This is a genomic window from Limnohabitans sp. DM1, from assembly GCF_001269385.1.
In the GTDB taxonomy this organism is placed as follows: domain Bacteria; phylum Pseudomonadota; class Gammaproteobacteria; order Burkholderiales; family Burkholderiaceae_C; genus Limnohabitans_A.
Genome location: NZ_CXOO01000045.1, coordinates 1 through 21506 on the forward strand (window position 1 = coordinate 1; position 21506 = coordinate 21506).

The 21506-nt window shown below is 59.7% G+C and carries 16 protein-coding genes; 2 read left to right on the top strand and 14 right to left on the bottom strand.

All coding sequences use genetic code 11. The annotated features are described in order from the left end of the window. Nucleotides 1-273 precede the first annotated feature (273 nt). Complete coding sequence (locus AMM33_RS16740; RefSeq protein WP_090142424.1) at nt 274-6264, top strand: FG-GAP repeat domain-containing protein; 5991 nt, start codon at nt 274-276, stop codon at nt 6262-6264. A gap of 165 nt (nt 6265-6429) precedes the next feature. Here AMM33_RS16740 and AMM33_RS16745 read toward each other — a convergent pair whose 3' ends face one another. The 11 genes from AMM33_RS16745 to AMM33_RS16795 all read right to left on the bottom strand — a co-directional run bounded on the left by AMM33_RS16745 (nt 6430) and on the right by AMM33_RS16795 (nt 18975). Continuing rightward, nucleotides 6430-7017 (bottom strand): YqiA/YcfP family alpha/beta fold hydrolase, encoded by a 588-nt coding sequence (locus AMM33_RS16745; protein ID WP_090142425.1) that lies wholly within the window; start codon nt 7015-7017, stop codon nt 6430-6432. 113 nt (nt 7018-7130) lie between these two features. Then, entirely contained in the window at nt 7131-8999 is a 1869-nt protein-coding gene (locus AMM33_RS16750) for a potassium transporter Kup (protein ID WP_090142426.1), read from the bottom strand. Nucleotides 9000-9114: 115 nt separating this feature from the next. Then, nucleotides 9115-10410 (bottom strand): glutamate--cysteine ligase, encoded by a 1296-nt coding sequence (gshA, locus tag AMM33_RS16755; RefSeq protein WP_090142478.1) that lies wholly within the window; start codon nt 10408-10410, stop codon nt 9115-9117. Nucleotides 10411-10507: 97 nt separating this feature from the next. Next, the gene (locus AMM33_RS16760; RefSeq protein ID WP_090142427.1) at nt 10508-11788 is read right to left on the bottom strand and encodes a glutamate-5-semialdehyde dehydrogenase; all 1281 of its coding nucleotides are present in this window, start codon (nt 11786-11788) and stop codon (nt 10508-10510) included. Nucleotides 11789-12070: 282 nt separating this feature from the next. Then, the gene (gene holA / locus AMM33_RS16765; protein ID WP_090142428.1) at nt 12071-13123 is read right to left on the bottom strand and encodes a DNA polymerase III subunit delta; all 1053 of its coding nucleotides are present in this window, start codon (nt 13121-13123) and stop codon (nt 12071-12073) included. An 8-nt stretch (nt 13124-13131) separates the two neighbouring features. Next, nucleotides 13132-13668, bottom strand: coding sequence for an LPS-assembly lipoprotein LptE (gene lptE, locus AMM33_RS16770; RefSeq protein WP_090142479.1), 537 nt, complete (start codon nt 13666-13668; stop codon nt 13132-13134). Nucleotides 13669-13682: 14 nt separating this feature from the next. Beyond that, the gene (gene leuS / locus AMM33_RS16775; protein WP_090142429.1) at nt 13683-16412 is read right to left on the bottom strand and encodes a leucine--tRNA ligase; all 2730 of its coding nucleotides are present in this window, start codon (nt 16410-16412) and stop codon (nt 13683-13685) included. Nucleotides 16413-16475: 63 nt separating this feature from the next. Beyond that, nucleotides 16476-16904, bottom strand: a complete 429-nt coding sequence (locus tag AMM33_RS16780; protein ID WP_090142430.1) for an ExbD/TolR family protein — start codon at nt 16902-16904, stop codon at nt 16476-16478. A 3-nt stretch (nt 16905-16907) separates the two neighbouring features. Then, entirely contained in the window at nt 16908-17552 is a 645-nt protein-coding gene (locus tag AMM33_RS16785; protein ID WP_090142431.1) for a MotA/TolQ/ExbB proton channel family protein, read from the bottom strand. A 23-nt stretch (nt 17553-17575) separates the two neighbouring features. Beyond that, nucleotides 17576-18391 (bottom strand): 4-hydroxy-tetrahydrodipicolinate reductase, encoded by an 816-nt coding sequence (gene dapB / locus AMM33_RS16790; protein WP_090142432.1) that lies wholly within the window; start codon nt 18389-18391, stop codon nt 17576-17578. 47 nt (nt 18392-18438) lie between these two features. Further along, on the bottom strand, nt 18439-18975 hold the full coding sequence (locus AMM33_RS16795) for an outer membrane protein assembly factor BamE (RefSeq protein WP_228768200.1): 537 nt from the start codon (nt 18973-18975) through the stop codon (nt 18439-18441). Between the two features lie 96 nt (nt 18976-19071). Between AMM33_RS16795 and fur the strand changes: the two genes are divergently transcribed. Further along, nucleotides 19072-19500: a ferric iron uptake transcriptional regulator gene (fur, locus tag AMM33_RS16800; RefSeq protein ID WP_090142434.1), complete on the top strand. Its 429-nt coding sequence runs from the start codon at nt 19072-19074 to the stop codon at nt 19498-19500. A gap of 29 nt (nt 19501-19529) precedes the next feature. Here fur and hprK read toward each other — a convergent pair whose 3' ends face one another. The 3 genes from hprK to hpf form a co-directional block, all read right to left on the bottom strand. Then, nucleotides 19530-20471 (bottom strand): HPr(Ser) kinase/phosphatase, encoded by a 942-nt coding sequence (gene hprK, locus AMM33_RS16805; RefSeq protein ID WP_090142435.1) that lies wholly within the window; start codon nt 20469-20471, stop codon nt 19530-19532. Between the two features lie 28 nt (nt 20472-20499). Further along, nucleotides 20500-20967: a PTS sugar transporter subunit IIA gene (locus tag AMM33_RS16810; protein ID WP_090142436.1), complete on the bottom strand. Its 468-nt coding sequence runs from the start codon at nt 20965-20967 to the stop codon at nt 20500-20502. A 167-nt stretch (nt 20968-21134) separates the two neighbouring features. Beyond that, nucleotides 21135-21464, bottom strand: a complete 330-nt coding sequence (hpf, locus tag AMM33_RS16815) for a ribosome hibernation-promoting factor, HPF/YfiA family (protein WP_090142437.1) — start codon at nt 21462-21464, stop codon at nt 21135-21137. Between the last annotated feature and the right edge of the window lie 42 nt (nt 21465-21506).

Sequence of the window (21506 nt, forward strand, 5' to 3'; positions counted from 1 at the left end):
GCTCGGCGGGAAAGAATTTTCCGCGTCAATGCGACGCTTTCCTTCGTCATTTCGTGCTTTTTCCCGTCATTTCTTCCTGTCATTGCTGRGCAAGTGACGGCCGCCCACTCAGCCATCGACACAGCGACCCAGGCCAGTGCAGCCAGCGAAACGGCAACGGACGCGGAAGTGGCCAAGTACGTGAGCGCCGCAGGAGCGGAAGAGGGTGGAGTGGGGACAGAGAGAAGAGATCGGAGGACGCCGCAGCCGAAAATGACCACCGCCAAAGCAAACATGAGCAGCAACCCCGCAACAGCCGAACAGATCAAAGCCGTGGAAGACGCACAAGCCGCACTGAAGACGGCAGTGACCAAGGCCACAGACGCCGCAACGGCYGCCACCGCTGCCGCTGCCGCGGCAACGGCCGCAGCAGGCGCAGGCAAGGAGTCAGTGCCCGAATCGGTCACAGCCATTGCTGGGCAAGTGACGGCCGCCCACTCAGCCATCRACACRGCGACCCAGGCCAGTGCAGCCAGCGAAACGGCAACGGACGCGGAAGTGGCCAAGTACGTGAGCGCCGCAGAAGCCGCCGCTGCTGCATTGACCACTGCAACAAGCGATCTGAGCACCGCTCAGTCGAACCTGGCCACCGCCAAAGCAAACATGAGCAGTAACCCCGCCACAGCCGAGCAGATCAAAGCCGTGGAAGACGCACAAGCCGCACTGAACACGGCAGTGACCAAGGCCACAGACGCCGCAACGGCCGCCACCGCTGCCGCTGCCGCAGCAACGGCCGCAGCAGGCGCAGGCAAGGAGTCAGTGCCCGAATCGGTCACAGCCATTGCTGGGCAAGTGACGGCCGCCCACTCAGCCATCAACACAGCGACCCAGGCCAGTGCAGCCAGCGAAACGGCAACGGACGCGGAAGTGGCCAAGTACGTGAGCGCCGCAGAAGCCGCCGCTGCTGCATTGACCACTGCAACAAGCGATCTGAGCACCGCTCAGTCGAACCTGGCCACCGCCAAAGCGGACATGAGCAGTAACCCCGCCACAGCCGAGCAGATCAAAGCCGTGGAAGACGCACAAGCCGCACTGAACACGGCAGTGACCAAGGCCACAGACGCCGCAACGGCCGCCACCGCTGCCGCTGCCGCGGCAACAGCCGCAGCAGGCGCAGGCAAGGAGTCAGTGCCCGAATCGGTCACAGCCATTGCTGAGCAAGTGACGGCCGCCCACTCAGCCATCGACACAGCGACCCAGGCCAGTGCAGCCAGCGAAACGGCAACGGACGCGGAAGTGGCCAAGTACGTGAGCGCCGCAGAAGCCGCCGCTGCTGCATTGACCACTGCAACAAGCGATCTGAGCACCGCTCAGTCGAACCTGGCCACCGCCAAAGCAAACATGAGCAGTAACCCCGCCACAGCCGAACAGATCAAAGCCGTGGAAGACGCACAAGCCGCACTGAAGACGGCAGTGACCAAGGCCACAGACGCCGCAACGGCTGCCACCGCTGCCGCTGCCGCGGCAACGGCCGCAGCAGGCGCAGGCAAGGAGTCAGTGCCCGAATCGGTCACAGCCATTGCTGGGCAAGTGACGGCCGCCCACTCAGCCATCAACACGGCGACCCAGGCCAGTGCAGCCAGCGAAACGGCAACGGACGCGGAAGTGGCCAAGTACGTGAGCGCCGCAGAAGCCGCCGCTGCTGCATTGACCACTGCAACAAGCGATCTGAGCACCGCTCAGTCGAACCTGGCCACCGCCAAAGCGGACATGAGCAGTAACCCCGCCACAGCCGAACAGATCAAAGCCGTGGAAGACGCACAAGCCGCACTGAACACGGCAGTGACCAAGGCCACAGACGCCGCAACGGCCGCCACCGCCGCCGCTGCCGCAGCAACGGCCGCAGCAGGCGCAGGCAAGGAGTCAGTGCCCGAATCGGTCACAGCCATTGCTGAGCAAGTGACGGCCGCCCACTCAGCCATCAACACGGCGACACAAAACAGTGCAGCCAGCGAAACGGCAACGGACGCGGAAGTGGCCAAGTACGTGAGCGCCGCAGAAGCCGCCGCTGCTGCATTGACCACTGCAACAAGCGATCTGAGCACCGCTCAGTCGAACCTGGCCACCGCCAAAGCAAACATGAGCAGTAACCCCGCCACAGCCGAACAGATCAAAGCCGTKGAAGACGCACAAGCCGCACTGAACACGGCAGTGACCAAGGCCACAGACGCCGCAACGGCCGCCACCGCCGCCGCTGCCGCAGCAACGGCCGCAGCAGGCGCAGGCAAGGAGTCAGTGCCCGAATCGGTCACAGCCATTGCTGAGCAAGTGACGGCCGCCCACTCAGCCATCAACACGGCGACACAAAACAGTACAGCCAGCGAAACGGCAACGGACGCGGAAGTGGCCAAGTACGTGAGCGCCGCAGAAGCCGCCGCTGCTGCATTGACCACTGCAACAAGCGATCTGAGCACCGCTCAGTCGAACCTGGCCACCGCCAAAGCGGACATGACCAATATCCCCGCCACAGCCGAACAGATCAAAGCCGTGGAAGACGCACAAGCCGCACTGAACACGGCAGTGACCAAGGCCACAGACGCCGCAACGGCCGCCACCGCCGCCGCTGCCGCGGCAACAGCCGCAGCAGGCGCAGGCAAGGAGTCAGTGCCCGAATCGGTCACAGCCATTGCTGGGCAAGTGACGGCCGCCCACTCAGCCATCAACACGGCGACACAAAACAGTGCAGCCAGCGAAACGGCAACGGACGCGGAAGTGGCCAAGTACGTGAGCGCCGCAGAAGCCGCCGCTGCTGCATTGACCACTGCAACAAGCGATCTGAGCACCGCTCAGTCGAACCTGGCCACCGCCAAAGCAAACATGAGCAGTAACCCCGCCACAGCCGAACAGATCAAAGCCGTGGAAGACGCACAAGCCGCACTGAACACGGCAGTGACCAAGGCCACAGACGCCGCAACGGCCGCCACCGCCGCCGCTGCCGCAGCAACGGCCGCAGCAGGCGCAGGCAAGGAGTCAGTGCCCGAATCGGTCACAGCCATTGCTGAGCAAGTGACGGCCGCCCACTCAGCCATCAACACGGCGACACAAAACAGTGCAGCCAGCGAAACGGCAACGGACGCGGAAGTGGCCAAGTACGTGAGCGCAGCCACCGATGCCAACACAGCCTTAGCCACAGCACAAGGAGATTTCAACGCAGCGCAAAATGCTTTGGCAAGCGCTTTGTCAGACATGAGCGATCCTGCAACAACAACACAGTTGACAGCAGTGGAGACGGCAAAAGCCAACTTGCAAATAGCCTCAACTGCTTTGGCCACTGCAAGCACAACCGCTCAAACTGCAGTGAGTGCAGCCCAAGCCGCAGCCACAGCTGCCAACGAAACGCCAGATCTTTCAGCAGTCACTGGCGCGATTACCACGGCAAACACCGCAACAGCCAGTGTCGGCAAAACAATTGCTATTGCGACCATCGGGGCCGCAGCACAGGGAAATACGGCAACAGCCTCTTCACCTAGCGTCGCCGATTACGCTGCTGCGGGTGTGACAGTTGACCCAACGCGCTTGGCTTCCATGAACGATGCACTCAACGATGCAGACGTCAAAGCCAGCAACGTCAGCTCAACAAGCAACATTCAAAAGTTGGTGAATGGTTACAACGCCATTTTGATGACGGCAGACGGTACGACTGGCAATGCTGGAATGTCGTCGCCCATGATGGCGGACTACGCAGCCATTGGGGTCAATGGTGTTGACACTGTAGACAAGGCGAGCTTGCTCAGTGACGCTATTGACGGCAAGAGCAATGAAGCGGTCGATACCGTGGCCGAAGTGCAAGCGCTGGCAGCTAATGTGAAAACAATCATGGATGTTGCCGCGTTGAATTCCTCTAAGGCGCTGGATTACGGTACATATCCTGCCTTGCAAACCGCGCTGGCCAATTTGGGTATCACCGGAGTGAACGACTACAACGTGGGTGCAGTTTGGGAGGCCATTCGTGACAGTGCGGACAACGGCTCTGGCGTGAATACGCTGAGCGATTTGCAAAGCAAGGTTAATAATGCGAACGATCGACCCAAGTTGCTTTTTTCAAGCATCAGCGTGCCTGTGACAGAAGATACAGCCACGGTCATTACCGTCAGCGAGTTGCTCGCAGGTAAATCGTCAGACCCTGATGCAGAATCGTTTGTAAAAGGCTTTGCAATTGATGGGCTGCAAACCAAGTCTACGCAAGGTGTATGGTCTTACAGCAAGGATGGTGGTTCTACATGGATAGACGTTCCGACCACCGTGAGTGTCTCAAATGCTCTTTTCATCAATGCTGCCGACAAATTGAAATTTGTGCCTGAGGCTAACTACACCGGAACGGTCAGTCAATTATTGGGGCGCATTGTTGACAACACCTTACCCGATACAGCGACAGGGACCTTCGTTGCTGTGGCTAAATATGGGCGTTCTGGCGGTGCAATGTCAGACGTTATCACCGTCTCACCTGTGATCACAGCAGTCAACGATGCACCAGTCGTGAATACATCAACAAAAATCAACATGCCTAGCCTACTCGAAGATGCAGCAGTGCCTACAAATGGAAACACTACTGCTGGCGTGCTTGTCAGCAGTTTGATGGGGGCTGTTTCGGATGTTGAATCCAGTAACTTGGGTATGGCCATCACAGGCATAGGTGGAGGTGGCACGCTTTATTACAGCCTCAACAATGGCGTGACTTGGAACAGCAAGACTGCAAACCAATTGACGCCCAACAACGCCTTATTGCTCGATGGCAGCAGCCGAGTTTTCTATGCAGCTGGGGCCGACATCAATGGGCCTAAAACAGCTTTTTGGTACCGCGGTTGGGATAAAACCACGGGTCAAGTTGAGCTTTTGGTAGACACAGGCATCAATGGTGGTTCGACCGCTTATTCTTCTGCTTTCGGTTCTGTGGCCATTTCGATTACCGCGGTCAATGATGCGCCAGTGTTGGAAACCGGCACAGAGATCACCTACGCATTGCCACAAACAACCATCTCTGGATCGGCACCAACAGGCCAAGCGGGCATGCTGGTCAGCTCCTTGGTAGAAGATCGCATTGAGGACAAGGACACCCTATACATCAATCGGGGGATCGCCATCACGCATGTAGATACCAGCCGTGGCACGCTCTGGTACAGCCTTGATGATGGAACGACCTGGACACAGATCCAACCCAGTACATCGCTGAGCATGACCAACGCATTGTTGTTGGCACCAGACTCCGACAACCGCATATATTTTCAGCCCACACCAGGCTCTACCAATGAGACTTCCATTGCCGCTGCCCTGAAGTTTCGCGCTTGGGACCAAACCACTGGCACAGATGGCACCTTCGCCGACACCACCGTCGCAGGAAGCACTGCGTTTTCAACCGCCGAAGCTTCGGTCAGCCAAGCAGTGGCGCCCGTGGTGATTGACCTCAACCGCGATGGCGTGCTGAGCTTTAGCCAAGTGGTGATGGACGTGGATGGCGATGGACACCTGGACCAAACTGCCTGGGCAGGCCCCAAAGACGGCGTTTTGGTATGGGACAAGTTGGGCGATGGCAAAGTCCACGACAACAGCCAATATGCATTCAGCCAATACGGTGCAGAAGGCAGCACCGACTTGCAAGGTTTGGCAGCAGGCTTTGACAGCAACCACGACGGCGTGTTGGATGCCAAAGACACCAAGTTTGCCGAGTTCAAGGTGTGGCAAGACGCCAACCAAAACGGCGTAACCGATGCAGGCGAAATGCACAGCTTGACAGATGCAGGCCTTGACTCCATCCAGCTCAACAGCGATGGCGTGCGCAGAAACCCCGCCTCGGGGGTCATCGAATTTGGTCACACCACGGCCACGGCCACCGATGGCTCCAGTGTGTTGGTGTCTGATGCAGCTTTTGCTTACAGCGCTTTGGCCTACAGCGTGAACGGCGACAAGCTGAGCTTGTTGGGCGGCGACATGAACCTTGACTTTTCAAGCTTGGCGGCAACGCACAAAAACGTGGCTGAAGTTGATTTGACTGGCTCTGGTGCCAACACCTTGAAGCTCACGCTGAACGACGTGCTGGCCACGGCCACCACCAACGGCCTGCACAAGCTGACCTTGACAGGTGATGCGGACGATACGGTGGTCATGGACATGGCCCACTGGACGAAAACGGACGTGACGGTGACCGAAGGCAATCACACCTATGCGGTGTTCACCCACAGTGGGGGGAGCTTGTTCATTGATGAAGCAGTGCAGTTACACACCCTTTAAGCCATAGGACTGGCGTCCTAGGTCATCCGACTGTCATCGCGATAAGTGAAGCGACGATCCAGTGGCGGCGCCTGCGCAACCACTGGATTGCCGCGCTTCGCTCGCAATGACGCAGCCGTGGTGAGCCAGCGTCTGCGCGTGCGCAAGCAAAAGGGTTGGGGGTACTCAGGCCAATTGCAGAAATTCGAGAATTTCTGGCAGGTAGTCGTCGAAATCGCTCAAGGCATGGTCGCTGCCCTCGATCAAGCGCACATGGCCGCTTTGGTGAGTGGTCAGCATTTCGCGCCAGTCCAGCACTTCGTCGCCCTTGGCGATCAACGCCAGGGTGTGGGCCGGGGTGGTCTGTGACTGAGCTTGCAATTCAAGCAACTCTTGCACGTAGGCTGCCTCGAAAAACACGCTTTGGTACGGGTCGTGCCAGGCTGGGTGTTCGCCAATGTAGGCCGCCAGATCACGCGCGGGGTTCACCGCCGGGTTGATCAGCACAGCCGGACAGCCCAGGTGCCGTGCCAGCCAGGCGGCGTAAAAACCGCCCAGGGATGAACCCATCAAAGCCGTATTGGCCAAGGGCCAGTCCGCCACCCCCGCCAGCAAGAAGTCCATGGCTTGCCGGGGCGAAGCAGGCAACTGCGGACACCACCAGGTCACCCCGGGGTACTGCGCGGCAACAAGAGCGGCCATTTTGCGGGCTTTGACCGACTGCGGCGAAGAGCGAAAACCGTGCAGGTAGAGCAAATGGGTTGTTTTTTGCATGGCGTCAACGGGCCCCACGGGGCCGTGGTGATGGGGGAGCCACCAGGTTCAACAAAGATGTCAGACTCTGTGAGTGCAGACCTACAAGTTCGGCCCTCTTGGCGGAAAGCTAGTCAAATCTCGATTTTGGAGCCCAGCTCGACCACCGCATTGGTGGGCAGATTCAAAAACGCGGCCGCGCCGCTGGCGTTGTGGTGCATCTGGGCAAAGAGTTTTTCGCGCCAGGGAGCCATGCCGCCGCCGATGGTGGGGATCACGATGTCGCGTGACAGGAAGTAGCTGGTCGTCATCGGGTCAAGCTTATAGCCCTCGCCTTCGATGGTGGCCAGGGCCGAGGGCAGATCGGGGTTGTCCTTGAAGCCGTAGTTCACGATGACTTGCCAACAGTCATGTCCCAGCGGTGTCACATCCAGACGCTCTTGGGCATCGATGCGCGGCACTTCGTGGCTGCGCACGGTGACAAACAGGTTGCGTTCGTGCAGCACTTTGTTGTGCTTCAAGTTGTGCAGCAAGGCGTTGGGGACATTGCCAGACTCGGCCGTGAGGAACACGGCCGTGCCCTCTACCCGTGTGGGCGGCGAAATGAACACCGCCTCCAGAAAATCCGTCAGGCGCAAGGCGTCCGAGCGCAAAGAGTCATTGAGCAAGCGTCGCCCGTCGTGCCAGGTCAGCATCAGGGTGAACACCGCTGCACCGATCAAGAGCGGGAACCAACCGCCTTCAAACAGCTTGAGCAAGTTGGACGCCCAAAAGGCCAGATCGACCACAAAGAAAAAACCGGTGGCACCGATGCACAGCGCCAGCGGCAGCTTCCATGCGTAGCGGATCACAAAGAAGGTGAGCACCGTGGTGATCAGCATGTCGGTGCACACCGCAATGCCGTAAGCTGCAGCCAGGTTGCTCGACGACTTGAACATGACCACCGCCAGCACGATGGCCACAAACAAGCCCCAGTTCACAAAAGGCATGTAGATTTGGCCGGTGTCGGTCTCGCTGGTGTGCAGCACCTGCAGGCGCGGCAGATAACCCAGCTGAATGACCTGTTTGGTCACACTGAATGCGCCCGAAATCAAGGCTTGCGAGGCGATCACCGTGGCCATGGTGGCCAGGCCCACCAAGGGCAGCAAGGCCCAGTCGGGGGCCATCAGGTAAAAGGGGTTTTTGACGGCTTCGGGGTTGGACAACAACAAGGCGCCTTGGCCGAAATAGTTGAGGGTCAGGCAGGGCATGACCACGCTGAACCAGGCCAGGCGAATCGGTTTTTTGCCAAAGTGGCCCATGTCGGCATACAGCGCTTCACCACCCGTGACGCACAAGACCACCGCGCCCAGAATGATGAAGGTGGTGCCCGGCTCGTTCCACATGAAGCCCAGCGCGTAATGTGGGCTGATGGCCAGCAAAATTTCGGGGTGATGCACGATGTGCGAGACCCCCAACACCGCGATGGTGGCAAACCAGACCAAGGTGATGGGGCCAAAGAATTTGCCAATGCCTGCCGTGCCGCGTTTTTGCACCCAAAACAGCAAGAACAAAATCACCAGCGTGAGTGGGATCACTGACTTTTTAAAGGCGGGCGAGATGACTTCCAGGCCCTCCACGGCCGACAGCACTGAAATCGCCGGAGTGATCACCCCGTCGCCATAAAACAGGCAGGTGCCAAAGATGCCCACCACCAGCAAGACCTTGCGCAGCTGTGGCCGGTCTTTGACCGATTGCGAGGCCAGCGCCAGCATGGCCACCAGACCGCCCTCGCCGTGGTTGTCGGCCCGCAGCACCAGCACCACGTATTTGACCGAGACGATGGTGGTCAGGGTCCAGAAAAAGATGGAAAGGATGCCGTAGACGTTTTCGTGGGTGAACGGCACATGGCCGGAGCCAAACACCTCTTTCATGGCGTACAGCACGCTGGTGCCGATGTCGCCGTAAACCACGCCAATGGCGCCCAAGGTCAGTGCAGCGAGTGAGGATTTTGTAGAAGACACAAAAAAACAGCCTGACCGGGGTCAGGCTTTTGATGACTGAGATGCGCGCTATTTTGCGCCTGTTCAAGGATAAATGTCACCGTTGATCAGTGCAATTTGTTGCAGCGCAACAACTTTAGTCATACACCTCGGCTTCGGGGTCTGTCGCTTCCAATTCGTAACTGGCCGCCAGCATGGCCAGGCGACCAATGACGCCATACATGTAAAAGCGATTGGGCACGCTGGCACCGGGTTTGACGCCCGGCTGGGGCAAATGCGGGCTTTCGGCAAAGGCCAAAGGCACAAAGCTGGCGCCCGGGGCGTTGAGGTTCTCGTCCACGCCGCGCTCGGCGTGCACACGGTAAAAACCGCCCACCACGTAGCGGTCCATCATGTAGACCACCGGCTCGGCCACGGCGTCGTTGATGCGCTCGTTGGTCAGCACGCCTTCCTGGATGATCACATCGTTGACGGTCTGGCCGTCCTTGATGACGTTCATCTTGTTGCGGGTTTTGCGGTTGAGTTGTTCCAGATCGGCCACATCGCGCACGGTCATGATGCCCATGCCATAGGTGCCGTTGTCGGCCTTGACGACCACAAACGGCTTTTCGTTGATGCCGTATTCCTTGTATTTGCGCTTGATTTTGGTCAGCAGCGCGTCCACATTGCTGCGCAGGCAGTCCATGCCCGTGCCTTCGGCAAAGTTCACATCGCCGCACTGGCTGAACATCGGGTTGATGAGCCAGGGGTCAATGCCCAGCAGTTTGCCAAAGCGCTTGGCCACTTCTTCATAGCTCTGGAAATGCTTGGTCTTGCGGCGCACGCTCCAGCCTGCGTGCAGGGGCGGCAGCAAAAACTGCTCGTGCAGCTCTTCCAGAATGCCCGGGGCACCGGCTGACAGGTCGTTGTTGAGCAAGATGGTGCAGGGGTCGAAGTCTTTGAGGCCCAGGCGGTGCTGGCTGCGCACCACAGGCTCGAGCGTCACGCTCTCGCCGTTGGGCAGCTCGATGGTGGTGGTTTCCTTGATCTCGGGGTTGATCGAGCCCAGGCGCACGTTCAGGCCAGCCATGTGGAAGATGCGCTGCAGCTGCGCCACATTGGTCAGGTAAAAGGTGTTGCGCGTGTGGTTTTCGGGAATGATCAGCAGGTTTTTGGCCTCGGGGCAGATCTTTTCGATGGCCGCTTGCGCCGCCTGCACGGCCAAAGGCAGCATTTCGGGCGTCAGGTTGTTCCAGCCGCCGGGGTAAAGGTTGGTGTCCACCGGCGCGAGCTTGAAGCCGGCATTGCGGATGTCCACCGAGGTGTAGAACGGGGGCGTGTGCTCCATCCACTCCAGACGGAACCAGCGCTCGATGGCGGGCATGGAGTCGAGGATGCGCTGCTCCAGCTCATTGATGGGGCCGGTCAGGGCGGTGACGAGATGAGGAACCATGGACTTGCCTTCAGTGAACCAAAAAATCAAAGTGATGATATGTGGGCGGTCTGGCGCATTGCAAGCGCCAAGCGGACAACCGCCCCACAGGGTGTGATCAAGCGCGCACTTCGCCCTCGCCCAGCACCACGTACTTGAGCGAGGTCAGGCCCTCGATGCCCACGGGGCCCCGGGCGTGGAACTTGTCGGTGCTGATGCCGATCTCGGCTCCCAGCCCATACTCAAAGCCATCGGCAAAGCGGGTGCTGGCATTGACCATGACGCTGGCCGAGTCCACCTCGCGCAAAAAGCGCTGGGCGTGCATGTGGTCGCGGGTCAGGATGGCTTCGGTGTGGTGGCTGCTGTAGTGGTTAATGTGGGCAATCGCCTCGTCCACCCCTTCAAGCACCTTGATGCTGATGATGGGCGCCAGGTATTCCTCGAACCAGTCCTGCTCGATCGCGTCTTTCAAATTGGCCCCAGTGACCTGGCTCAAGATGGCCTTGGCTTTGGGGCAACAACGCATTTCCACGCCTTTGGCGGCATAGATGGCACCGATTTTGGGCAAGAATTCACCCGCCACGCCACGCGCCACCAGCAGGCTTTCGCTGGCGTTACAGGGGCTGTATTTTTGGGTTTTGGCGTTGTCGGCCACCCGGACCGCCATGTCGATGTCGCAGGGGTCATCCACATAGGTGTGGCAGTTGCCGTCCAGGTGCTTGATCACAGGCACTTTGGCTTCCGCGCTGATGCGCTCAATGAGGCCCTTGCCGCCACGGGGAATGACCACATCCACAAACTGCGGCATGGTGATGAGCTGGCCTACGGCGGCGCGGTCGGTGGTTTGCACCATCTGCACCGCATTAACGGGCAGGCCGCTCTCGGTCAAGGCTTGCTGCACCAGCTTGGCCAAGGCCTTGTTCGATTCAATCGCCTCGGAGCCGCCGCGCAGGATGCAGGCGTTGCCGCTTTTGATGGACAGGCTGGCCGCTTCAATGGTCACGTTGGGGCGACTCTCGAAAATCATGCCAAACACGCCAATCGGCACCCGCATCTGGCCCACGCGGATGCCACTGGGCATCTGCTTCATGCCGAGGATTTCGCCAATGACATCGGGCATGGCGGCCAGTTGCTCGCAGCCTTGGGCGCAGGTTTCCAGCACTTTAGGGGTGAGTTTGAGTCGGTCCACCATCGGCTCAGACAAGCCATTGGCTTGGGCTCGGGCCAGGTCTTTGGCGTTATCGGCTTGCAGGGCCTGCATGTTTTCACGCAACAAAGCAGCCAAATGGCGCAAGGCCTGGTTTTTGGTGGCAGCCGATGCCTTGGCCATCAGGGCCGAGGCTTGCTTGGCCTGCTGGCCAAGGGTTTGGACATGTTCGACGGTATTCAGTTCAGTCATCCGGCCATTTTCGCAGATGCGCAGGCCGGATTTTTTGAAAGAAATATGAAGCCGCTTTGAGGGTTTATCAGGTCAGCGCCGAGGCCGCAGACAAGGGTGGATTGGGGTCTGTAGGTCGGTGGTCGGAGACCCCGACATGGGCAAACCACGCGCTCAGGCCCCTGCCGGCGGTATGGGTGATCGGGGCAATGTCGGACTCTTCGAGTGCCGACCTACGGGGGCATTTTTCGGTGGTGAAACGGATGGACCAACGTGCAACGCTTATTTGGCGCTGGGACAGGCTCAGCGCACGATGCAAAAACGCGAAAAGCGCACGGCCAGGCGTTGCAGGGCCTGCCAGGGGTCGGTGGGCCAGTCGGCCACTTTGAGGCCTTTGACGATGCCGTCGACCTGGTGGGCCGCTTGCAGCAGGCCGTTCAGTCGGGCTTCGGTCATGCGGGGCAATACGCGCTCGAACAGGCGTTCGCGCGGCCCCCACACGCGCTGCTCACGCAAGGCCATGGGCATGGGTTTGCCTGCGGCGATGGCGTCCTTGACGCGTTTCAAGGCGCGGATGTCTTCCGCGATGGTGTAGTGCACCAGCACGGCGGCTTCACCCTCGGCCTGCAGGCCGTCGAGCATGCGTTGCACGCGGACCACTTGCCCGGCCAGCACGGATTCGGAGAGTTTGAACACGTCGTAGCGCGCCACATTGAGCACGGCCGATTCGACCTGCGCCTGCGTCAGCTCACCAGGCGGGTACAGCAAACCGAGTTTTTGAATTTCCTGATGGGCCGCGAGCAGGTTGCCCTCGACCCGATCGGCAAAAAACTGCAGGGTGCGCTGGCCTTCTTCGCCTGCGGCCACGTTTTGTCCTTGGCGTTGCAGGCGCTGCGCAATCCATTGGGGCAAGGCATGGCGCTCGACCGGTTCGATGGGGATCACGACGCCGCCGCCCTCGAGCGCAGTGAACCACGCGCCTTTGCGGGTGGCAGCGTCCAGGCTGGGCAGCAAAAACAGCGTCAGGGTCGAGTCGTTGCCCTGCGCCGAGGCCACCAGTTGCTGGATGGCTGTGCTGCCTTCCTTGCCCGGTTTGCCGGTGGGAATGCGCACTTCGACGATTTGTTTGTCGGCAAACAGGCTGAGCGAGCCTCCTGCGGCCAGCACCTCGCTCCAGTCAAAGTGGGCGCCTGCCACAGTGTGGACCGAGCGCTCGGTATAGCCCTGGGCGCGGGCGCTGGCACGGATGGCATCTGCGGCTTCCTGCATCAACAAGGCTTCGTTGCCGTGCAAGGTGTAGAGGCTGCGCAAGCCCTTTTGCAGGTGCGCAGCAAGCTGTGGAAGGGCCAGTTGCATGAAGGCGCTCAGGGTTTGGGAGCGGTCGCAGGTTTGGCCTTGACGGCCGACAGGCGCCGCATGATCTGCTGCACGATGTCGGTCTGCATGTCGCGGTACATCATGCCCATCTCGATCTCTTTGGACAGCGCCGCCGTTTCGCTGAAGCTCAGGTCACGCTGCTGGGACAGCTCCACCGACTCGATCAGCTCTGCGCCTTGCGGCGTGCGCAAACGAAAGCGCACGCGCAGGCGCAATTGCATCTCGCGGATCTGCCCCGAGGCGTTCATGCCCACAATCACCTGCTGGCGATCCTCACTGAGGATGTCGAGGATCGCATCGGCCTTGGGCATCTGCTTGGGATCGGTCCACAACTCAATGCGGCCGGTGCCCAGCAAATTGCGGCGCAGCTCCACCCCCAGGGGTGAGGTGGCAGAGAAATTGCCGTAGAGAGTTTTGAAGGCGTAGTCGCCTGCCTGGCGCAGCTGAAAGCCGCAGCCCGTCAGCAGTACCGCCACAGGCAGCAGGCCCAGGGCGGTCACAAGGTGGCGACGGGATGCGGTCATGCTGCGCAAGCGGTTCACACCACGATGTTGACCAAGCGGCCAGGCACCACGATGACTTTCTTGGGCGCGGCACCTGCGGCCTGTTTGACAAAGGCTTCGCTGGCCAAGGCAGCGGCTTCGATCTGGGCCTTGTCGGCGCTGGCGGGCACGAGGATGGACCCGCGCAGCTTGCCGTTGATTTGCAGCATCAACTCGATCTGGTCGCGCTCCAGAGCCGACTCGTCCACCGTGGGCCAGGGCGCATCGAGCAATTCGCCCACGGCCTGGGCGTAGCCCAGTTGCTGCCAGATTTCATCGGTGATGTGCGGGCAAGCGGGGTAGAGCATGCGCATCAAAAGCGAGACACCTTCGCACAGGGCGGCGGTGTCACCCGGGCTGCCATCGGGCTTGAAGTCTTCCAGTGCGTTCAGCAGCTTCATGCAACCGGACACCACCGTGTTGTATTGCATGCGCTCGTAGTCGTAACCCACTTGCTTGAGCACGAGGTGCATCTCGCGGCGCAAGGCTTTGGCCGAATCGCCCAAAGCCGCTTGGCTCAGGTCTTGGCTGGTGGCCGAGCGCAGCAGTTCGTGGTGCTTGAACGCGAAGTTCCACACGCGGCGCAAAAATCGGTAGCTGCCTTCCACGGCCGAGTCGTTCCACTCCAGCGTAACTTCGGGCGGCGCGGTGAACATGGTGTACAGGCGGGCCGTGTCGGCGCCGTAGCGCTCGATCAGGTCCTGCGGGTCCACGCCGTTGTTCTTGGACTTGGACATGGTGCCCACGCCTTCGTAGTCGATGGCGGTGCCCACGGGCAGGCGACCGTCGCCGCTGTCGGCTTCGTTCTTGAGCTTGGCACCCACGACCTTGCCGGTTTCGTCGAGCACATGCTCCACATCGTGCGGCCAGAAGTAGTCCTTGCCGCCCTTGGCGGTACGGCGTGAGTAGATGTGGTTGAGCACCATGCCTTGCGTAAGTAGCTTGCTGAAGGGCTCGTCCACCTTGACCAGGCCCAGGTCGCGCATGACCTTGGTCCAGAAGCGTGCGTAGAGCAGGTGCAGGATGGCGTGCTCGATGCCGCCGATGTACTGGTCCATCGGCATCCAATAGTCCGCGCCATCGGCGACCATCGCTTGGTCATTCTTCGGGTCGCAATAGCGCATGAAGTACCAGGAAGAATCCACAAAGGTGTCCATGGTGTCGGTTTCACGGCGGGCGGGTTTGCCGCACACCGGGCAAGTCACGCCCGCATGGAAACCTTCGTGCTTGTGCAGCGGGTTGCCTGAACCGTCCGGAATGCAGTCTTGCGGCAGCACCACGGGCAGGTCTTTTTCGGGCACCGGCACCGCGCCATGTTCGTCGCAATGGATGATCGGGATCGGCGTGCCCCAGTAACGCTGGCGGCTCACGCCCCAGTCGCGCAAACGCCAAGTGGTTTTCTTCTCGCCCAGGCCTTTGGCAGCGAGCAGCTCGGCCACTTTGTAGACGGCGGCTTTTTGGTTAAGGCCGTTGAGTTCGCCAGAGTTGATGCACACACCATTTTTGGTGGCATACCAATCCTGCCAAGCGGTTTTATCAAACGTTGCTTCCATTTGCAAAACACCACCTTGGGCATCTTTATCAAATGGATTTTCAGAAGTTCCCACGACCTGATTAATCGTCAAGTCGTACTTCAAAGCAAACGCAAAGTCACGCTCGTCATGCGCAGGCACGCCCATCACGGCACCATCGCCGTAGCTCATGAGCACGTAATTGCCTACCCAGACCTCGACCTTCGCGCCGGTCAAGGGATGCGTGACGAACATGCCCGTGGCCATGCCCTTTTTCTCTTGGGTGGCCATTTCGGCCTCGGTCGTGCCGCCGCTCTTGCACTCTTCCAAAAACGCCGCCAAAGCGGGGTTGCTCGCCGCAGCATGCAGCGCCAGCGGGTGCTCGGCCGCTACGGCGCAAAACGTGACACCCATGATGGTGTCAGCACGCGTGGTGAACACGTACATCTTGCCGTCGCCGATCAAAGCGCCATCGGCACCTTTGATGGTGTGCGGAAAAGCGAAACGCACGCCTTCGCTTTTGCCGATCCAGTTTTCCTGCATCAGGCGCACTTTGTCGGGCCAGCCGTTCAGCGTGGCTTTCTCGTTGCCAATCTGCACATGGTCCAGCAGCTCTTGGGCGTAAGCGGTGATGTTCAAGTAGTAACCGGGGATCTCGCGCTTTTCAACCGGAGCACCCGTGCGCCAGCCTTTGCCGTCGATGACTTGCTCGTTGGCCAGTACCGTCTGGTCCACCGGGTCCCAGTTGACGACCTGGGTCTTGCGGTAGGCGATGCCTTTTTCCAGCATCTTTAAAAACAGCCACTGGTTCCACTTGTAATAACCAGGGTCGCAGGTGGCGACTTCGCGTGACCAGTCGATGGCCAGGCCCATGGCCTGCATCTGCTTTTTCATGTACGCGATGTTCTCGTACGTCCACTTGGCCGGGGGCACGCCATTCTTCAATGCGGCGTTTTCGGCGGGCAGGCCAAACGCGTCCCAGCCCATGGGCATCAAGACATTGAAGCCCTTCATGCGCAGGCTGCGCGTGAGCATGTCGTTGATGGTGTAGTTGCGCACATGGCCCATGTGCAGCTTGCCGCTGGGGTAAGGCAGCATGGAGCAGGCGTAGAACTTCTTTTTGCTGGCGTCTTCGGTGACGCGGTAGGCATCGCGGGCCGTCCAGCGGGACTGCGCTGCGGGTTCGACTTCGAGGTGGTTGTACTTGTCTTGCATAAGGGTCGATTGTAGAGGCGCGCGGGGTGTGGCCCGGACGCCCCGAATGCAGGCACCTGCCGCTCAACGCCGAGGGTTGGGCAGGGTTTGGGCGACGAAACCGATGCGTGACAAGCCCGCCTTCTGGGCCAGGCCCATGGCTTCCACCACCCGGCCATAGGGCACGGACTGGTCTGCGCGCAACTCCAGTTCGGTGTTGGGGTTGCGCTTGGCGGCTTCGGCCAGGCGCAGGCGCAAGGCTTCGGGAGTGATGGGCCGGTCGTTCAAAAACAAATCGCCCTGTGCATTCACCACCAGGCTCACGGCCTGCGGGGTTGCGCCCGCCTCCCCGCCTTCGCTGCTGGGCAGGTCCAGACGGATCGCGCTGGTCATCAGGGGGGCGGTAAGGATGAAGATCACCAGCAACACCAGCATCACGTCCACCATGGGCGTGACGTTGATCTCGCTCATGGGTGCATCGGGCTTGGCGCTGTCCAGACGACCAAAGGCCATGGCTCAGTCCTTGTGCCCGGCCAAAAGGCCCAGCACGTCGTGGGCAAAACCTTCAAGATCGGCTTCAATATGCCCGACTTTGCGGCCCAGAATGTTGAAGCCCAGTACCGCAGGAATGGCCACGGCCAAACCGGCGGCCGTCATGATCAGCGCTTCTCCCACCGGGCCTGCCACCATCTCAATACGCAGAGGACCGCCCTCAGCCATGCCGCTCAGTGCATTGAAAATGCCCCAGACTGTGCCCAAAAGGCCAATGAACGGCGAGGTGGAACCGGCCGTGGCCAGCAGCAACTGCCCCCATTGCAAACGGCGCACCACGGCTTGCAAGGCATCGCGCAGCTTGCGGGTCAATTGCTGTCGCCGATCACCGGTTGAGGCCAGGGTGCCCGCCACGGGCAGTGCTGCCGCTTGCAGCAAGGGCGCCACGCAGGCATCACGGTCAAACTGGGCCACGCGTTGCTGCGCATCGTCCCAAGAGGCCGCCTGCCAAAAGGCCGCCGTGCTGCGGCGCACATCCAGAGAGACGCGTGAGAGCAACCGCCATTTCCAAAGAATCACCACCCAACTGCCCACCGACAAGGCCAGCAACACCAGCGCCAGCAGGCGGCTGACGCCGTCGCTGTGCAGCAAATAGTCATTGAGGTTCATGGCAATGGCTGCGGAAGGGCAATTCAGCGCAGGTTCAACACGTCGAACATGTCAAACAAACCCCGCTCCTGACCGGCCAAATAGCGCACAGCGCGCAGGCTGCCCTGTGCGTAGGTGGAGCGACTGGAGGATTTGTGGGTCACTTCGATGCGTTCACCGATACCCGCAAACAACACCGTGTGGTCGCCCACAATGTCGCCGCCCCGGATGGTCGAAAAGCCGATGGTGGAAGGGTCTCGCTCGCCGGTGTGGCCATAGCGCTCGTACACGGCGCACTCATTCAGGTCGCGGCCGATGGCTTCGGCGATCACTTCACCCATCTTGAGGGCCGTGCCCGAGGGTGCATCAACCTTGTGGCGGTGGTGGGCTTCGATGATTTCGATGTCGTAACCGGTGGACAGGGCCTGCGCCGCCATTTGCAAAAGCTTCAGGGTCACGTTCACGCCCACGCTCATGTTGGGGGCCATGACGATGGCGATGTCCTTGGCGATGTCGGCGATTTCTGCTTTTTGCGCGTCCGAAAATCCGGTCGTGCCGATCACGGCCTTGACGCCCAACTCGCGACAGACTTTCAGGTGCGCCAAGGTGCCTTCAGGACGGGTGAAGTCGATCAGAAAACCCGAGGGTTTCAAGCCCTGGTGCAAGTCGGACACCACCTGCACGCCACTGGCTTGACCCGAAAAAATGGCGGCGTCCTGGCCCAATGCGGGGCTGCTTGGCAGGTCCAGTGCCCCGGTCAGGCGGCAATCCGCAGAAGCCTGGATGGCCTCAATCAACATGTGTCCCATGCGGCCAGAGGCCCCTGCGACGGTGATGGACAAATCGGTCATGGCGGTCATTTCATGTGAACAAAAAAGTGCAAAGGGGCTTGCCCAGGCACTTGGGGTCAGCGCGGCGTGGGCTCCAGCGCAGGGTAGCTGGCAGGCAAAGCGGTCCCGCTTGGGCGGGTGTTGTCTGCGGCGGCCTTGGAAGGGGGGAACTTTTTCAAATCCTCCTCGCTGGCCTGCAAGTTGGGCACCTTGGAGACTGTGCGTTTGTTCACCAAGCGGCCCACAAATTCGGATTCACTGGGCAGTTCGTCGTTGTCGATCTGAGCCAGCACATCGCCCTTGAAAAACACGGTCACACGAAAGTTTTGCGGGGCCACGCCTTGACGCTTGATGCTGAAGGCGTAGTCCCAACGGTCCTCGTGGAACACGCTGGCCACCAAAGGCGTGCCCAGAATGTCCTTGACCTGAGCGCGAGACATGCCCGGTCGCAGCGCTTGGCGCTGCTCTTTGGACACAAAATTACCCTGCACCACTTCAGCAACATAGGGTTTGAACGTGTCTGAATTGACACCCGAAGACATGCCACTGCACCCCGCCAAGCTGACGCCCAGCAAGAGCGAAGTGAGCAAGACACCAGAAAAGCGGAATGTCATGTGATCTGTCATGTGATGGGCGGGCCGATATGATTGAACGATTGTAGCGGCAGCTTCAAGCCAGCAGCTGATGGGCTTACCCCGGACATCTCACTCATGACACAAATCGACGAACTCAAAAACAACGGCCTCAAAGCCACCCTGCCTCGCTTGAAAATTCTGGAAATTTTTCAAAGCGGTGTGCAGCGGCACATGACGGCCGAGGACGTGTTTCGCCACTTGATGCATGACAACACCGACATTGGCCTGGCCACGGTGTACCGGGTGCTTCTTCAATTTGAGCAAGCGGGCATCTTGAGCCGCAACCATTTTGAAAGCGGCAAGGCGGTCTATGAGCTCAATGAGGGACAGCACCATGACCACATGGTGTGTCTGGACTGTGGCCGTGTGGAGGAGTTCTTCGACCCCGAGATCGAGTCCAGGCAGCAAGCCGTGGCCGAGGCCAAGGGTTTTGTGATCGCCGACCACGCCTTGAGCCTTTACGCGCATTGCACGCAAAACCCTTGCCCTCACCGTCAACGCTGAGGAGCCACCGGGTGCCCCTGCGCTGCGCCTTACTCCATAGCCCTGCGCTGGCGTTCGATGAAATCTTGATAGGTGTCAATGCCACGCATCTGCAAGATGGTGTTGCGTACAGCAGCCTCGACTAACACAGCAATGTTGCGACCTGCCACCACCTGAATGACCACTTTGCGTACTGGTATGCCCAGCACGTCCTGCATCAGGGGCTCTGAGGGCAGGCGCTCATAGTCGCGCTCCAGCGTTTCGCGTCGCACCAGGTGCACGATCAGCTTCAGGCGCATCTTGCGGCGCACCGCCGTCTCGCCAAAAATCGCCCGGATGTCGAGTAATCCAATGCCGCGCACTTCGAGCAGGTTTTGCAACAAATCGGGGCAACGCGCCTCGATGGTGGTCTGGTTAATGCGGTACAGATCCACTGCATCGTCGGCCACCAGGCCGTTGCCACGGGAAATCAACTCCAGCCCCAACTCACTCTTGCCTAAACCGGACTCACCTGTGATCAGGACGCCCATGCCCAAAATGTCCATGAACACGCCATGCATGGTCGTGCGGTCGGCAAAGTGTTTGGACAGATAGGCCCGCAACACGTCGATCACAAATGCCGAGGACTGGTCCGTGGCAAACATCGGAATCTGGGCACGCTCACACATGGACAGCAGTGCTTCAGGGGCCGCCTGACCATCGGCCAAAACCAATACAGGTGGCTCCAGAGTCACGATGCGGGCAATGCGCCTTGCGCAATCTTCAGAGGAACAATTGCTCAGATAGGCCACTTCTCGTGGACCCAAAATCTGCACACGGTAGGGATGGATGTAGTTCAGATAACCCACCAGATCGGCACCAGAGCGGGCTTCCCGTACCGCGACTTCGTCAAAGCGCCGCTCGGACGCGCCAAGCCCTGCGACCCACTGCCATTTGAGTTTGGCTCTGTGGTCTTCAAAGAGGACATCGGCACTGATGACACTGGGCTTCATGGCTGCAACTGACGAAAGGAAATCGCGTTCAGGCCGTTTGGGACGATTGCCATTGGGCAATCAATTGGTGCAGATTTTCTTGAACCGTGCTGCTTTTGATGTTCTCGCGCAAAGCCGTGTCACTGAGCAGCTCAGCAATCTCGGACAAAATTTCGAGGTGCTTTTGCGTGGCCGCTTCTGGCACCAGCAAAAAGATCAACAAACTGACGGCTTGCTCGTCTGGTGCGTCAAACCCAATGGGCTCAGCCAACTGGAAAACAGCGGCCATGGGGGCCTTGAGCCCCTTGATGCGTCCGTGGGGAATGGCCACACCATGACCCAGACCGGTCGAGCCCAGGCGCTCGCGGGCAAAAAGACTGTCCGTGACCAAGGCGCGCGAGAGCCCATGCAGATTCTCAAAGAGAAGTCCAGCTTCTTCAAATGCACGTTTCTTGCTGGTGGCTTGCACCCCGACAAGAACTTGAGCAACAGGCAATATGGATGAGAGACGGTTCATGTTCGAGGGCGGATTATGCACCTGTCGAACCGCCCCGGCTGAAAGGGCAATAGCCTGCTGCCACGATCAGGGCCGAAAAAATGGTGCGGCTCTTCTGAAAACGGGCACCTGTCGATTGAAAAGGGCCGCTTACTGCGGCCCTGAATCCATGTTGTGGAGTTTGCGGATCACATCATGCGCTTGGGGGCACTGTGGTGGTGATCGGTGATGCGGTCCTTGTGCTTGACCACTTGCCGATCCAGTTTATCGACCAATTCATCGACTGCCGCATACAGGTCTTCATGCGCGCTTTCAGCAAACAAATCGCTGCCTTTGACGTGGATATTGCACTCTGCACGTTGGCGCTTTTCTTTTTCTTTCAACTTCTCGACGGTCAGCAGCACTTTGACATCGACCACCTGGTCGAAATGCCGGGTGATTCGATCAAGTTTCCCCGTGACGTATTGACGCAGTGCAGGGGTCACTTCCAGATGGTGTCCGCTGATGGTTAAATTCATAATCGTCGCCTCCAAAGAACCAGGGTTGATAAAGCCCCACCG